Below are 14,600 nucleotides of genomic sequence, written 5' to 3' on the forward strand. Positions count from 1 at the left end.
CCTGACCCACAAACCCTAGGTGGCGCGGGATGGAGCAGCCCGGTAGCTCGTCAGGCTCATAACCTGAAGGTCGTAGGTTCAAATCCTACTCCCGCAACCAAACCAACACCAATCGTACACCCGCCAGGCCAACAGCTTGGCGGGCTTTTTGCGTTTCCAGGCCCAACCGCACCAGAAAACCTCCCGAACCCAGCCGAAGCAATCGGGCGGATATTCTCTCGCAGAATCCTCGGGGGCTTTCCCGTGACGATTGTCTCAGAAGGGCGGGGGATCAATCAACCGCCGCTTTTGTCGTGTGGTCAAGTTCAAGGGCATTTCATGGCTTCTCCGGTCAACCTCGCCCGCGTCTCGCTTGCGGATGCGCCGCTGCTGGATCGCATCTGGCAGTTCTACGAACTGGAATCTTCCATATGGTCCGGGTGTGACCTCGACGAAACCGGGCGCTTTACGTCGTTGTCCGATTTCCTGACGCGGCTGGGAAATCCTGATTCCTTCGACTGGGCATATCTGATTCGTCACGAGGACCAACTCGCGGGCCTCTTGCTGGTCGGTCGTCAGAACCTTCGCGGCCGCTCGATCATGGAGTTTGCCGATCTGTACGTACTGCCAAAGTATCGCGGCAGGGGTATCGCGTCCGAGGTGCTCCGCCAGACGGTGCTGGCCTGGGACGAGCCTTGGCTGATCTGCGTTTTCCGAAAGGATCAGAAGGCACTGGCATTCTGGCGCCGAGCGTTCGAGCGCCTGCCATTCTCCTCGGTGCGAGAGGCCTTGCCGTCGGAGGACCCGGAAATGTACGAGTTCATCGTCAACGAGGCGATCGGGCCCGGTTGACGCCCCGGGATACTGCCTGCGGCTAGGCTTGCAGGTTCGGGCCCTGCTTCGGCAACCGACCGCACGCACAATCCCGACCCCGCAAGTCAAGCGACTTGGCGGGGCTTTTTTATGCCCGTCGCAGATCGCCCAGCCTCGCGCCCAACCCGTCGCGGCGCCAATCCCAGCCTCCCAAACCCTCTTCTCCGCTTCGCCGTTGACAGCAATGCGCCCGCACTGCTTTCTCCCGTCCGATGAAGCGCATTCTCCTCGCAATCGTCGCCCTGGCCGTGATCGCGGCCGGCGCCTGGTTCCTCTTCCTGCGCTCGAGCGGGATTCCGGTCTATGCCGTGACGGTCGCCGCCACGCATCCGCATGATCCGACCGCCTTCACCGAGGGGCTCTTCTTCCACGACGGCGCGCTCTACGAAGGCACCGGCGAGGTGGGCAGCTCCTATGTCCGCAAGGTCGATCCCGCGAGCGGCAAGGTGCTCCAGCAGGTCGAGCTGCCCGCCCCCTATTTCGGCGAGGGCATCATCGCGTTCGGCGACAAGCTCTATCAGGTCACCTGGCAGGACAAGACCGGCTTTACCTACAATCTCAAGGATTTCGCGCTTGGCGACACCTTCACCTACACTGGAGAAGGCTGGGGAATGACGCAGAACGGCAAGAACATCATCCTGTCGGACGGTACGCCGGTGCTGCGCTTCCTCGATCCCGGGACGATGCAGCCGGTATCGACGCTGAAGGTGACGGCCAATGGCTGCCCGGTGGAGAAGCTCAACGAGCTCGAATGGGTGGACGGCGAGATCTGGGCGAATATCTGGCAGACCAACCTGATCGCGCGCATCGATCCTGGCAGCGGCCAGGTGAAGAGTTTCCTCGACGTAAGCGCGCTCGGCCCGCGGAACCGCGATGTCGACGACGTGCCCAATGGCATTGCCTATGACGGCGCGACGAAGCGTGTCTTCGTTACCGGCAAGCGCTGGCCGCAGCTCTACGAGGTCAAGCAGGGCGCCGCGATGAACAACAATGAGGAGGTGACGAAGCTGACGCGCTGCACCCGTTAGGCGCAGCAAGGCTTTGCGACCAATCAGGACCTGGCGTCGACAAAACCGGGCGCCCGCCCCTCCGCATCGTGATATGAGACGCGGATGGGGCTGAACGACATGACGGGACTGCTGCGCAAGCGCGAAGTACGCGCGGCCACGCTGTTGGCGCTGGCCCTGTGGTCCGTGGCGATCGTGCTCTGGACGATGCCTGGACTGGCCGTGGGCGATCCCATGTCGTTCGGTCTGATATTGCTACTTGCCAAGACCTTCGCCGTCGGCCTCGTCTTCTCCGGCCTGATCGCCGCGATACTGCTGCGGGTCGAGCGCTGGGACTTGCGGCCGCCGCTCCTCTCCGCCGCGGCCTTCACCGTGGCGCTTGCCCTGGCGCATGGCTGGCTGGACGCGATCTTCATCAACGACGCGCGCGCCGCCATCGGGCTCAAGGTCGCGCCGCTCTGGCGGCAGTTCGTGTTCGGCCTGATGCCGTTCATCCTCGTCTATGGCCTCTATGCCGCGGGCCTGGGGCTCGTATTCAGCAGCATGATCGCCCAGGAGCGCGAGCGCCAGCTCGCCGCGGCCCAGAGCGCGGCCCAGCAGGCCCAGCTTGCCGCCCTGCGCTTCCAGCTCAATCCGCATTTCCTGTTCAACACCTTGAACGCCGTCTCCTCGCTGATCGTCACGCGCCGCAACGACGAGGCCGAGGGGATGATCGGCAAGCTGTCCGACTTCCTGCGCGCCAGCCTCGAGGCCGATCCGCAGCGCGAGGTCACGCTCGACGAGGAGTTCGCGATGCTCCAATCCTATCTGGACATCGAGGCGGTGCGGTTCCGCGACCGGCTGGATGCGGAGTTCGTCTGTCCCGTCGAGCTGCTGGACGCGCTGGTGCCCAGCTTCATCCTCCAGCCGCTGATCGAGAATGCAGTGAAATATGCGGTGGCGCCTTCGCGCCGCCCCGTCCGGATCGTGGTGCGTGCCACCGCTTCGGAGGAGAGCACGCTGCGCCTGTGCGTGGAGGACGATGGGGGGCAGGCGTTCGGCGGCGCGCCCCGAAGCGGCACCGGGCTTGGGCTGGCAAATGTGCGCCGGCGGCTCGAGGCCTTTTACGGGATTGAGGGCGGCCTGGTCGCCACCGCGCGGGAGCGTGGCTTCGTCGCATTGATGACGCTGCCGCTGCACCGCGCGCATAGAGCGGAGGCTGCGGAATGATGCGGGTGCTGTTGGTCGACGACGAGCCCTTGGCGCTGGACCGGCTGAAAGTGGGCTTCGACGCGATCGAGGATGTCGAGGTGGCCGGCACGGCGAGCGACGGGGTCGAGGCAGTGGAGAAGATCCGGGCGCTGGCGCCCGATCTGATCATCCTCGACATCCAGATGCCCGGCCGCAGCGGCATGGAGATCGCGCGCGCGCTGCGCCCCGAGGAATGCCGGCCCGAAGTGATCTTCGTCACCGCGTTCGACCGCTTCGCCACCGATGCCTTCGAAGTGGAGGCGGCGGACTATCTGCTGAAGCCGGTGGCGTTCGATCGCCTGCGCCTCGGCGTCGAGCGGGCCCGGCGCCGGCGCGCGCTGCGCGAGGCCGAGGGGCGCGTCGCCGAGCTGGGCGCGACGCTGGCGGCGCTGCGCAGCGATGCGCGCGCCGTGCCGGCTCCGGCGGCGGAATCGCGCTATGACCAGGGCATATGGGTGCCGGGGCGCCAGGGCGCCGTGCTCGTGCCGGTCTCGATGATCGACTGGATCGAGGCGGCGCGCGACTATGTGCTGCTCAACACGTCGCTCAAGAGCCATATATTGCGCGCGCGCATGAACGATATCGAGCAGCGGCTCGATCCCGCGCTGATGCTGCGCATCCATCGCTCGCACATCGTGCGGATCGGCGCGGTGGTGGGGGTCGAACGCCCGGGCAAGGGGGCCTTGCGCGTCGTGCTGTCGGATGGCGCGGTGCTGCAGGTGGGCCCCAATTACCAGGCCAATGTCGAGGCCGTGCTCAAGCTCTAGGCCCGTTCGGCGCGACGGATAGGGGATGAGCGCCGATCGGCCCCGGCCTTGCCGCAAGCGCGGCGGACCTCATCGCGAAGGAGGATCATGCGGCGCGGCGCGGGTCCATCCCCTCGGGATGACGCGAGGGAAAACGCTCTGGAGCCCGATCATGCCGAAGCTGAGGACTTGGGTGCTTGCCGCAGTCGTGCCGCTCGCCCTGGCCAACGGGCCGGCGGGCGACGATTTCGAGACGCTCGTCGCGGCGGAGCGGCGCTTCGCGGCCGACGCGGCGGCGCTGGGAATCACCCCGGCCTTTCGCGCGCATGTGTCACCCGATGCACTGCTGATTTCGCCGGCCCCGCACCCGGCACCGCCCGAGCTCGCCCAGCAGACGGACGCGCCAGGCGCCCGGCTGGAATGGCAGCCCGAGGCCGCGGGCGTCGCCCGTTCGGGCGACCTGGGCTTCACCACCGGGCCCTATGTCATGCGCCGTGGCGACCGGGCGTCGCACGGCCAGTTCTTCACCATCTGGCGCCGGCGTGCGGGCGGCGATTGGCGGTGGCTGATCGATTCGGGCAACCCGCCTCTCGGCGCCGGCGCGGTCGCGATGCCCATGCGGGTCGTGCGGCTCGGCAATGCCGCGGCGCCGGCGGGGAAGAGCGACCTCGCCGAGGTCGAGCGGCGTCTCGATGCCGATGTCTCCGCGCTGGCCGGGTTCCTGGCCGCCGACGGGCGCGTGCTGCGCGCGGGCGCGGCGCCGGCGATCGGCGAAGCGGGCGCCGCGCTGGCCGCGCGCGGGCCGAAAGGCGCCGGCAAGCATCTCGGCGGCGGGCGATCCGCGGCGGGGGACCTTGCCTATAGCTATGGCCGGGTCGAGGATGGCGGCGTGCTCGTCGGTCACTATGTCCGCGTCTGGCATCAGGAGGCTGCCGGCTGGCGGCTGCTCGTCGATCAGCTCGTGCCGCTGCCGCGCCGGCCCTGACCCGTCAGGCCGGCGAAGCGACCCAGCCGACCTTCGGATCGTCGAAGTTCACGACGTCGGCGAGCTCCCAGACATTCGCATAGCCATAGCCGACGAGATTGATGAAGGTCTGGATGTTGAGCGCGAGCGGCGCCGCCTTGAGCGGCACCGGCGCGCGATGGTTCGAGAAATTGTTGTTGCAATAGATCAGGATCGGGCGATCCCGGTTCGGCCCGATCGCCGCCGCCAGCGATTCCGCGGTGAAATCGGTGAGCGGCAGGTTGACCGCGCCCGCGATATGGCCGCGCGCAAAGGCGTCCTTCGAACGGGCATCGAGCAGCAGCGCGCCCTTCTCCCCCGCCTTTGCCTGGAAGCGGGAAAAGGGCAGGAGGCGCCCGGCCCGCAGCGTGCGCACATCGCGCGTGAGCGTGGCGAAGGCGGCATAGTCGATCTGCGGATTGGCGGGCGGGTCCTGGGGAACGGCGAAGACGAGCGCGGCGGCGGCGAGCAGCATGAGGGATCTCCCAGGCGGGTTCGGAGAAGGAAGGATCGCGCGCACCGGCTGACGGAGGGCTGAACGCGCCTCTTCCTCTCCCCTCTGGCGCCTGTCCTGCTAGGGCGAATACCCCTTCGTCATCCCCGCGAAGGGGCCTGGGCCGTGCGACGAGGCGCGATGCCAGTGATTCAGGACGCGTTCGGCTCTCCCCGGCCCTATCCCCTGGAGGGGAGAGAGAACGAAACAAAGTTGCGCGCGCGCCGCGCCGCGCTACACCTCATCTCCAGAGAGATAGGGGAGTAGCATGGCCAGCCTGTTCCGGTTGAAGCAGATCGTCGCGGAGGAAGATCGCGCGCCCGAGCATCGGCTCGCGCGCACGCTTTCCTGGCCGCATCTCGTCGCGCTCGGCGTGGGGGCGATCGTGGGGACCGGCATCCTCACCCTGATCGGCGTCGGCGCGGACCGCGCCGGGCCGGCGGTGATCCTCTCCTTCGTCGTCGCGGGCGCGATCTGCGCCTGTGCCGCGCTGGCCTATGCCGAGATGGCGACGATGATCCCCGCCTCGGGCAGCGCCTATACCTATAGCTATGCCTCGCTCGGCGAGATCGTCGCCTGGGTGGTGGGGTGGAGCCTGCTCGCCGAATATACGCTGGTCGTCGCGACCGTCGCGGTCGGCTGGTCGGGCTATGCGACACCCTTCCTGACCGGATTGGGCGTGCCGGCGGAACTCACCCATGGCCCGCAGATGGCCGGCTGGCAGGTCGCGCATTGGGGCGTGAACGTGCCGGCCCTGTTCGTCGTCTGGCTGGTGTCGGGCCTCCTCATCCTCGGCACGCGCGAGAGCGCGACGCTCAATGCGTTCCTGGTGTTGGTCAAGCTGGTCGCGCTCGCAGTGTTCGTCGCTGTGGCGCTTCCCTATTTCAACGCCGCCAATTTCGAACCCTTCGCGCCCTTCGGCTTCGCCAAGCATGTCAGCGAAGGCGGAGTCGAGCGCGGCGTGATGGCCGCGGCCGCGATCATCTTCTTCGCCTTTTACGGCTTCGATGCGATCTCCACCGCGGCGGAGGAGGCCAAGAATCCGGGGCGCGACCTTGCCATCGGCATCGTCGGCTCGATGGTGGCTTGCGTCGCGATCTACATGATCGTCGCCGTCGCCGCCGTGGGCGCGCTTTCCTATACCCGCTTCGCCGACAGTCCCGAACCGCTGGCGCTGATCCTGCGCGAGATCGGCCAGCCGGGCGTTGCCAAGTTCCTTGCGCTGAGCGCTATCATCGCGCTGCCCACCGTCATCCTCGGTTTCCTCTTCGGCCAGAGCCGCATCTTCTTCGTGATGGCGCGCGACGGGATGCTGCCGAAGAGCCTGGCCAAGGTCTCGCGGCGCGGCTCGCCGGTGCGCATCACCGTCTTCACCGCCTGCGTGGTGAGCCTGTTCGCCGCCTTCCTGCCCATCGACGAGATCGCCGCGCTGGCCAATGCGGGCACGCTCACGGCCTTTGCCGCCGTCGGCCTCTGCCTGCTCGTCATGCGCCGCCGGGCGCCGGATGCGCCGCGCCCGTTCCGCACGCCTGCGGCCTGGCTGGTCGGCCTGGGGGCGATCTTCGGCTGCCTCTATCTGTTCGCCAACCTGCCCTCGAAGACGCAGATCTGGTTTGGCGCCTGGAACCTCTTGGGTTTGGTCGTCTACTTCGCCTATGCACGCCGCAACGCAGCAAAGGGGTAGATGATGGGCGGCTGGACGATCGGGATCATCGGCGGATCGGGGCTCTACGATGTCGAAGGCATCGAGGGCGGCGAATGGATCTCGACCGAGAGCCCCTGGGGCAAGCCTTCGGACGATTGCTTCGTCGGCCGGGTGGGGCATGTCCGCGTGGTGTTCCTGCCGCGTCACGGCCGCGGGCACCGCATCGCGCCGTCGGACCTGAACGTCCGCGCCAATATCGACGTGCTGAAGCGCCTGGGCGTGACCGACGTGCTCGCCATCTCCTCGGTCGGCAGCCTGGCCGAGGAGCGGGCGCCCGGCACCTTCACCATCGCCGACCAGTTCATCGACCGGACCAAGGGCCGGCCCTCGAGCTTCTTCGGCGCAGGCATGGTCGCGCATGTCTCGATGGCCGATCCGGTCTGCCCGCGCCTGTCCGCGCTGGCGGCGGACGCTGCCCGGGCGGCGGGCGCCGTCACCCATGCCGGGGGCACCTATCTGGCGATGGAGGGGCCGCAATTCTCCACCCGCGCCGAGAGCCATCTCTATCGCGGCTGGGGCTGCCACATCATCGGCATGACCGGCATGCCCGAGGCCAAGCTCTGCCGCGAGGCCGAGCTGCCCTATGCGCTGGTCGGCATGGTCACCGACTATGATTGCTGGCGCGAGGGCGAGGAGGCGGTCGACGTCGCCACGGTGATCGCCCAGCTCGGCACCAATGCCGACAAGGCGCGCAAGCTGGTGATGCACCTGCTGAAGAACCTGCCCCAGGAGCGGCCGGCCTCGCCGATCGATACCTGTCTCGACTATGCGCTGATCACCGCGCCGAATGCGCGCGATCCGCATCTGTTGCGCAAGCTCGACGCGGTCGCCGGCCGCGCCCTCTCCAACTAAGGATATCGCATGTCGTTTCTCGCTGCCCTTGCCCTGCTCGGCGCCCAGGAGGCACCGGCACCCGATCGCTCGCAGGACATGGCCTGGCAGAGCCAGCAGATGCTCGCGCTGGCCAAGCTCAACGGCGCGGACGGCTGGCACAGCACGCCGGAAGGGCTGCGCTGGCGCCGCGTGAAGGGCGACGGCACGGGCAAGCATCCGACCGTCGCCGACACGGTGACGCTCCATTATGCCGGCACCTTCATCGACGGCACCCAGTTCGACAGCTCCTATGATCGTGGCGCGCCGGCGACCTTTCCGCTCGGCATGCTGATCAAGGGCTGGCAGGTGGCGGTGCCGCTGATGGGCGTGGGCGACACGTTCGAAGTCGCGATCCCTGCCGACCTTGGCTATGGCTTCAAGGGCAAGGGGCCGATCCCCGGCGGCGCCACGCTGCTGTTCAAGATCGAGCTGCTCGCCATTCCGGCCGCAGGCTGAACAAGGCAATCCTCCCGGGCGGCGCGACCGCCTGGACCGGGCGCAAAAAAGGGGCGGTACCCGAAGGTACCGCCCCAAATTTTTGCGTGCCGGCGGTTTAGAACTTGAAGTTCGCGCCTGCCCGGAACGTGCGGCCGATCAGACCGGCCGAGTGCCACGAGGTCAGCGTGTTCACCTGGCTCGGATAGGCGGTGTTCGCGAACAGCGGCGCGCGCGCGTTCGTGACGTTGCCGACCAGGCCGAAGAAGCTGAACTGGTCGTTGACCTTCACCGTCAGATTCACGTCCGTATAGACGAAGCTCTTGATGTGGCAGAAGTCCGCATTGCCGGTGAGCGGCTTGTAGATGGCGGCGGTGGAGCACGAAATGTCGCCGTTGACCGAGGTCGCCTGGTCAGCCGCGACGCCCTTCATCGAGCCGACGAAATAGGTCGTCGTGCTGAGCGAGACCTGGTCGTAGGTGAACGTGTTCTGCCAGTTGCCGCGCCAGCGCGGCGTGCCGCCGCCCGACGACAGACTCTCCGGACCCACGGTGCCGGCATAACGCTGCACCGCGCCGCCGTTCCCGGGATGGAGATCATATTTCAGCGTCTCCTGCACATCGACCCGGCTCTCCCAGCGGAAGTTCTCGGTGAACTTGATGCGTGCGTCGGCCGTGAACTCGAGCCCGGCGATGACCATATAGGCCGTGTTCACATAGGGCGCGTTGACCACGAGCAAGCGCGGCAGCGCGTTGGGCGCGAAGGGATCGGCCCCGTCGACCACGTTGCACGAATAGCCGGTGCCGATCGCCGCGACCTTGGCGCAGCCAGCGGCGGCGGCGGCCGCGGCGGAAGTGAAGCTCTGGCCCGCAACCGAGTAATAGGCGTTGATCGCGTCCGACGACAGCGGGCCGGTGACGATCAGGTTCGACTTCTTCACGTTGAAATAGTCGGCCGTGAAGCTCAGCCAGGGCGTCGGCTCGAAGATCGTGCCCAGGGTGAAGCTGCGCGAGGTCTCCGGCTTGATGTCGGGGTTGCCGACATAGCCGCGGCCCAGGCTGTACGGTGCGGTGTACGTCGGGTTGGTCGCGTGCGCAGTGAGGAATGCCCCGGTCGGCGTATAGCCGACAAAGCCCGAATAGGAGCTGCGCGGATTGGATTCCGCGAAGGTCGGCGCGCGGAAGCCCTCCGAATAGGTGCCGCGGATCGCGAGCTGCTTGATCGGCTGGAACTTTGCCGTCGCCTTGGGCGAGAAGCGGCCCTCGCCGGTCGAATAGTGATCGTAGCGGCCGGACAGGTCGATGTTGAGCGAATCCAGCACGGGCACGTCGACTTCGAAATAGCCGGCCCACACCGAGCGGTCACCATAGGCCTGCGCGGTCGAGAGACCGGGAATGTCCAGGTTCGGGTTGGCGCTGTTGTTGGTCAGCTTCTCCTTGCGATACTGGCCGCCGACGGCCATCCGCACATCGCCGCCCGGGAGCGTGAAGAGCGTGCGGCTGATCGACGCGTCCACCGTCAGCTCGCTCGAATTCGAGCGGGTGGTGATCGGCGGAGCCACCATGTTGCGGACCGCTGCGGTGTTGAGGCTCGGATTGACGAAATTGTACGCGCCGGTGTTGATCGCCTTGACCAGGCCGTTGAGATTGGCCCAGCCATATTGGGTGAGGTTCAGATCGGCGCGCGAGTAACCCGCCTCGACATTCCAGTTCCAGCTGTCACCGAAATTGCCGTGCAGGCCGCCGGTGATCCGGTACACTTCGTTGACGCGGTTGCTGCCCGCGGGGATGTCGCCGAACAGATAGTAGAGGCGCGCGGCGCCGGCGGCCGGATTGTTGGCGTAGGCGGCGGCATAGGGGTTGTTCGGGTTCAGCTGGCGATCCGCGGCGGTCGCGCAGTTGACGCCCGACGAGCAGATATAGACCGGCAGCACGATGCCCGGATTGGTCGTCGAGGTCGACGGGGATCCACCGAATGCCTGGTTCTGACGGACCGCGCGCGGCGGCAAGATGATGTTGACGCGGCTATGCGCATAGCTGCCCGCGAGATAGCCCTCGACATTGTCGCCGAGGCGGAAGCTGGCGCGCGCGACGGCGTCGTAGCGCTCCTGCAGCGGCGTGATCTGGGCATATTCCCGGGTGAGGTCATGCCGGCAGGCGGTACCCACGCGCGTGCCGTTCTCCGAATAGGTCCCGTAGGCGCAATTCGCGAGCGGCGTCAGCGAAGTGAAGAGTGCCGGCGAAGTGGCGTTCGTCACCGAACCCGCGAGCGGGTTGTTGAGATCGGTCTGGGTCGTGCGCGTGACGACCGCATCGGTCGTCGGCGTGCCCAGCGTATCGTCGGCGCGGTTGTTGTCGTTGCCGCCGATCGAGCGGAGGTCGAGCGTGTCGAAGGGGAAACCACGCGAGGCTGCCGAGATGCGGCCGCCATATTCATAGTCGCCGCCGACATAGACGTTGAAGCCCTGCGTGTCATAGTCGCCGAAGCCGACGAGCAGCTTCGCGCGATACTTCGCGCCGTCGCCCTTCTCGGTCGCGCCGCCTTCGACACCGGCCTCGAGGCCCTTCATGTGCTTGCGGGTGATGATATTGACCACGCCGCCGATCGCGTCCGCACCGTACAGCGACGAGGCGCCGTCCTTGAGGACCTGCACCTGCTGGACGTTGACCATCGGGATGCTGTTGAGATCGACATAGGAATTGTGGCCGTCGTCGCTCAGCGGAAAGTTCGTCGAGCGGAGGCCGTCGATCAGCACCAGGGTCGACGAAACGCCGAGGTTGCGCAGCGAAACGGCGGCGCCGCCGGCCGAGAAGCCGCTGGTGAAGCCGTTACCGATCGAGCCGGCGCCGTCGGCGGAGGCCGAGCGGATCGCGTCGGTCACGTTGGTGATGCCGGCGCGCTGCAGGTTCTCGGCGGTGATCACCGTCACCGGCAATGCGGTGTGGGTATCCGACTGGCGGAAGATGGTGCCGGTGACGACGATGTCGCCGTCGCCGGCCGGTGCATCCTGCTGCGGGGCGGTGGTTCCGGTGCCGGCCGGTGCGTCCTGCGCCAGCGCGGGCGCGGCGAAAAGCGAGCCCGCCAGCACAAAGGCGGACAGGGCCGCTCCCGTGCGCAGGCGTGCGATCTGAGACTTGTTCATTATTTTCCTCACTCTCCCTGGTCCTGCCCCAACGGCAGCCGGTGAATCCCCCGAATCCCCGCCGCCCCCACCCCTGGGGCCTGTTGGCGAAGTTGCCGGAGAATTAGAGAGTGTCTGATCTGTGTAAAGCACCCAAAATTATTGCTGCTCTGTTTCTTCATTGTGTGTTTCTGAAATGCAACACATCCGAAATGGGGGCATCGTGCCGCCGCCATTTCCGGCCCGCCCGGTGGGGTGCCGCGCGATCCGGGCCGCCGGTCCCGGCATGAAAAAAAGGGAGGGCGTCGCCGCCCTCCCTCGATGCTTTCCGGTCGCGCCGATCAGGCGGCGAGCTTGCGCAGCACATACTGGAGGATGCCGCCGTTGAGGAAATATTCCAGCTCGTTGACGGTATCGATGCGGCAACGCGTGAGGAAGGTTTCCTTCGAGCCGTCCTCGCGGGTGAGCTCGACCTCGACATCCTGGCGCGGCCGCAGGCCCGCGACGTTCCGGATGGTGAAGGTGTCGCTGCCCGTGAGCTTCAGCGTCTCGCGAGTCACGCCCTCGGCGAACTGGAGCGGCAGGATGCCCATGCCGACCAGGTTCGAGCGGTGGATGCGCTCGAAGCTCTCGGTGATCACCGCGCGCACGCCGAGCAGGTTGGTGCCCTTCGCTGCCCAGTCGCGCGAGGAGCCGGTGCCATATTCCTTGCCCGCGACGATCACGAGCGGAGTGCCGGCGGCCTTGTGGCGCATCGCGGCGTCGTAGATCGGCATCACCTGGCCGCCAAAGCGGGTCATGCCGCCCTCGATGCCCGGGACCATCTCGTTCTTGATGCGGATGTTCGCGAAGGTGCCGCGCACCATGACCTCGTCATTGCCGCGGCGCGCGCCATAGCTGTTGAAGTCCTTCTTCGCGACCTGATGCTCCTGCAGGAAGGTGCCCGCCGGGCTGTCCGCCTTGATCGAGCCGGCCGGCGAGATGTGGTCGGTGGTGATCGAGTCGCCCAGAATGGCGAGCGGCTTGGCCTCGACGATGTCGGTGACCGGCGCCGGGGTCATGGTCATGCCCTCGAAATAGGGCGGGTTGTGGATATAGGTCGAGCCGGCGCGCCAGCCATAGGTGTCCGAGCCCTCGACGCTGATCTTCCGCCAGTGATCGTCGCCGGCATAGACATTGGCGTAGCGCGAGCGGAACATCGCGTCGTCGATATTGGCGGTGATGAGGCCCTGGACCTCCTCGTTCGAGGGCCAGATGTCCTTGAGGAACACCGGGCCATCGGTGCCTTCGCCGATCGGCGTCTCGTACATGTCCTCGGTCACCGTGCCCTTGAGGGCATAGGCCACCACCAGCGGCGGCGAGGCGAGGAAGTTCGCCCGCACGTCCGGCGAGACGCGGCCCTCGAAGTTGCGGTTGCCCGACAGGACCGAGGCGGCGACGATGTCGTTGCCGTTGATCGCCTGGCTGATCGGCTCGGCGAGCGGGCCCGAATTGCCGATGCAGGTGGTGCAGCCATAGCCGACCAGGTTGAAGCCGATCGCGTCGAGATCCTCGGTCAGGCCGGTCTTGTTCAGATAGTCGGTCACCACCTGCGAGCCCGGCGCGAGGCTGGTCTTCACCCAGGGCTTGCGGGTCAGGCCCTTCTCGCGCGCCTTGCGGGCGACGAGGCCGGCCGCGATCAGCACCGACGGGTTCGAGGTGTTGGTGCACGAGGTGATCGCCGCGATCACCACGTCGCCGTCGCCGATGTCATGGTCCTTGCCCTCGACCGGCACGCGCGCGGCGTGATCCTTCTTATAGACCTTGGTCAGGTCGCCGTTGAACACTTCGTCGACGCTGTCGAGGCTGACCCGGTCCTGCGGGCGCTTCGGCCCGGCGAGCGACGGGCGCACGCTGCCCATGTCGAGCTCCAGCGTGTCGGTGAAGATCGGCTCGACGCTGTCGACGTCGTGCCACATGCCCTGCGCCTTGGCATAGGCCTCGACCAGCGCGACCGTCTCGTCCGGGCGGCCGGTGAGGCGCATATAGTCGAGCGTCTTGTCGTCGATCGGGAAGAAGCCGCAGGTCGCGCCATATTCGGGCGCCATGTTGGCGATCGTCGCGCGGTCCGCCAGCGTCATCGCGTGCAGGCCCGGGCCGTAGAATTCGACGAAGCGGCCGACCACGCCCTTGGCGCGCAGCATCTGGGTGACGGTGAGCACCAGGTCGGTCGCGGTGATGCCCTCGCCCAGCGCGCCGGTCAGCTTGAAGCCGACCACTTCGGGGATGAGCATCGACACCGGCTGGCCGAGCATCGCCGCCTCGGCCTCGATGCCGCCCACGCCCCAGCCGAGCACGCCGAGGCCGTTGACCATGGTGGTGTGGCTGTCGGTGCCGACGAGCGTGTCGGGATAGGCGATGTTCGCGCCGTCGCCGGTCTTGGACGACCAGATCGACTGCGAGATATATTCGAGGTTCACCTGGTGGCAGATGCCGGTGCCCGGGGGAACGACCGAGAAGTTGTTCAGCGCCTTGGAGCCCCATTTGAGGAACTCGTAGCGCTCGGCGTTGCGCTCATATTCGAGCGCGACATTGTCCTCGAACGCCTTGGGCGTGCCGAACTCGTCGACCATCACCGAGTGATCGATGACGAGGTGGACGGGAACCTGCGGATTGATCTTCTGCGCGTCGCCGCCCAGCTTGGTGATCGCGTCGCGCATCGCCGCCAGGTCGACCACGCAGGGCACGCCGGTGAAGTCCTGCATCAGCACGCGGGCCGGGCGATACTGGATCTCGCGGTTCGAGCGCGCGTCCTTCTGCCAGTCGACGATCGCCTGGGCGTCCTCGCGCGTGACGGTGGTGCCGTCCTCGAAGCGGAGCATGTTCTCGAGCAGCACCTTCATCGAGAAGGGCAGGCGGCTGATGTCGCCGAGCTTCTTCGCGGCCTTGGGCAGCGAGAAATAATCGTAGCTGGCGGTGCCGACGCTGAGCGTGTCGCGGGTGCCGAGAGTATCGTTGCCGATGGCGGTCATGGGGCGCGGGTTCCTTTCCCTGTCTGTCCGGTCCCGGGCGCTCGGGGGACGTGGCTCAATATAGGGCCGCGCGGGCGCACCGGAGTGCTGCGAATGCGAAGATTCGCGGGTGCCGCTAGCACGC

At 66.9% G+C, this 14,600-nt stretch carries 11 protein-coding genes and 1 tRNA gene; 9 read left to right on the top strand and 3 right to left on the bottom strand.

Translation table 11 applies throughout. The features are described 5' to 3' along the window. The first annotated feature begins 23 nt into the window (after positions 1-23). From OMP43_RS22615 to OMP43_RS22640, 6 genes are all read left to right on the top strand, one after another. Positions 24-100, top strand: a tRNA-Met gene (locus OMP43_RS22615). A gap of 218 nt (positions 101-318) precedes the next feature. Further along, positions 319-831: a GNAT family N-acetyltransferase gene (locus OMP43_RS22620; protein WP_280281828.1), complete on the top strand. Its 513-nt coding sequence runs from the start codon at positions 319-321 to the stop codon at positions 829-831. Positions 832-1,064: 233 nt separating this feature from the next. Next, positions 1,065-1,880 (top strand): glutaminyl-peptide cyclotransferase, encoded by an 816-nt coding sequence (locus OMP43_RS22625; protein WP_280281829.1) that lies wholly within the window; start codon positions 1,065-1,067, stop codon positions 1,878-1,880. Between the two features lie 84 nt (positions 1,881-1,964). Then, the gene (locus OMP43_RS22630) at positions 1,965-3,068 is read left to right on the top strand and encodes a histidine kinase (RefSeq protein ID WP_280281830.1); all 1,104 of its coding nucleotides are present in this window, start codon (positions 1,965-1,967) and stop codon (positions 3,066-3,068) included. Then, complete coding sequence (locus OMP43_RS22635; RefSeq protein ID WP_280281831.1) at positions 3,068-3,856, top strand: LytTR family DNA-binding domain-containing protein; 789 nt, start codon at positions 3,068-3,070, stop codon at positions 3,854-3,856. Before OMP43_RS22630 ends, OMP43_RS22635 begins: the two co-directional genes overlap by 1 nt. A 151-nt stretch (positions 3,857-4,007) precedes the next feature. Then, positions 4,008-4,820: a DUF4440 domain-containing protein gene (locus tag OMP43_RS22640; protein WP_280281832.1), complete on the top strand. Its 813-nt coding sequence runs from the start codon at positions 4,008-4,010 to the stop codon at positions 4,818-4,820. A gap of 4 nt (positions 4,821-4,824) precedes the next feature. Here the strand turns inward: OMP43_RS22640 and OMP43_RS22645 are convergent, their stop codons facing one another. Further along, positions 4,825-5,313: a rhodanese-like domain-containing protein gene (locus tag OMP43_RS22645; protein WP_280281833.1), complete on the bottom strand. Its 489-nt coding sequence runs from the start codon at positions 5,311-5,313 to the stop codon at positions 4,825-4,827. A 286-nt stretch (positions 5,314-5,599) separates the two neighbouring features. On the opposite strand from OMP43_RS22645, the gene OMP43_RS22650 reads away from it, so the two are divergent. From OMP43_RS22650 to OMP43_RS22660, 3 genes are read left to right on the top strand one after another with little or no spacing between them, the layout of a single operon-like run. Then, positions 5,600-7,015 (top strand): amino acid permease, encoded by a 1,416-nt coding sequence (locus tag OMP43_RS22650; protein ID WP_280281834.1) that lies wholly within the window; start codon positions 5,600-5,602, stop codon positions 7,013-7,015. A gap of 3 nt (positions 7,016-7,018) precedes the next feature. After that, on the top strand, positions 7,019-7,888 hold the full coding sequence (mtnP, locus tag OMP43_RS22655) for an S-methyl-5'-thioadenosine phosphorylase (protein ID WP_280281836.1): 870 nt from the start codon (positions 7,019-7,021) through the stop codon (positions 7,886-7,888). 9 nt (positions 7,889-7,897) lie between these two features. Then, on the top strand, positions 7,898-8,365 hold the full coding sequence (locus OMP43_RS22660; protein ID WP_280281838.1) for an FKBP-type peptidyl-prolyl cis-trans isomerase: 468 nt from the start codon (positions 7,898-7,900) through the stop codon (positions 8,363-8,365). A 97-nt stretch (positions 8,366-8,462) separates the two neighbouring features. Here the strand turns inward: OMP43_RS22660 and OMP43_RS22665 are convergent, their stop codons facing one another. After that, on the bottom strand, positions 8,463-11,486 hold the full coding sequence (locus OMP43_RS22665) for a TonB-dependent receptor (RefSeq protein ID WP_280281839.1): 3,024 nt from the start codon (positions 11,484-11,486) through the stop codon (positions 8,463-8,465). Between the two features lie 320 nt (positions 11,487-11,806). Continuing rightward, positions 11,807-14,476, bottom strand: a complete 2,670-nt coding sequence (acnA, locus tag OMP43_RS22670; protein WP_280281840.1) for an aconitate hydratase AcnA — start codon at positions 14,474-14,476, stop codon at positions 11,807-11,809. Positions 14,477-14,600 lie beyond the last annotated feature (124 nt).

It is taken from the genome of Sphingomonas sp. CBMAI 2297, assembly GCF_029870595.1.
Lineage (GTDB): Bacteria > Pseudomonadota > Alphaproteobacteria > Sphingomonadales > Sphingomonadaceae > Sphingomonas.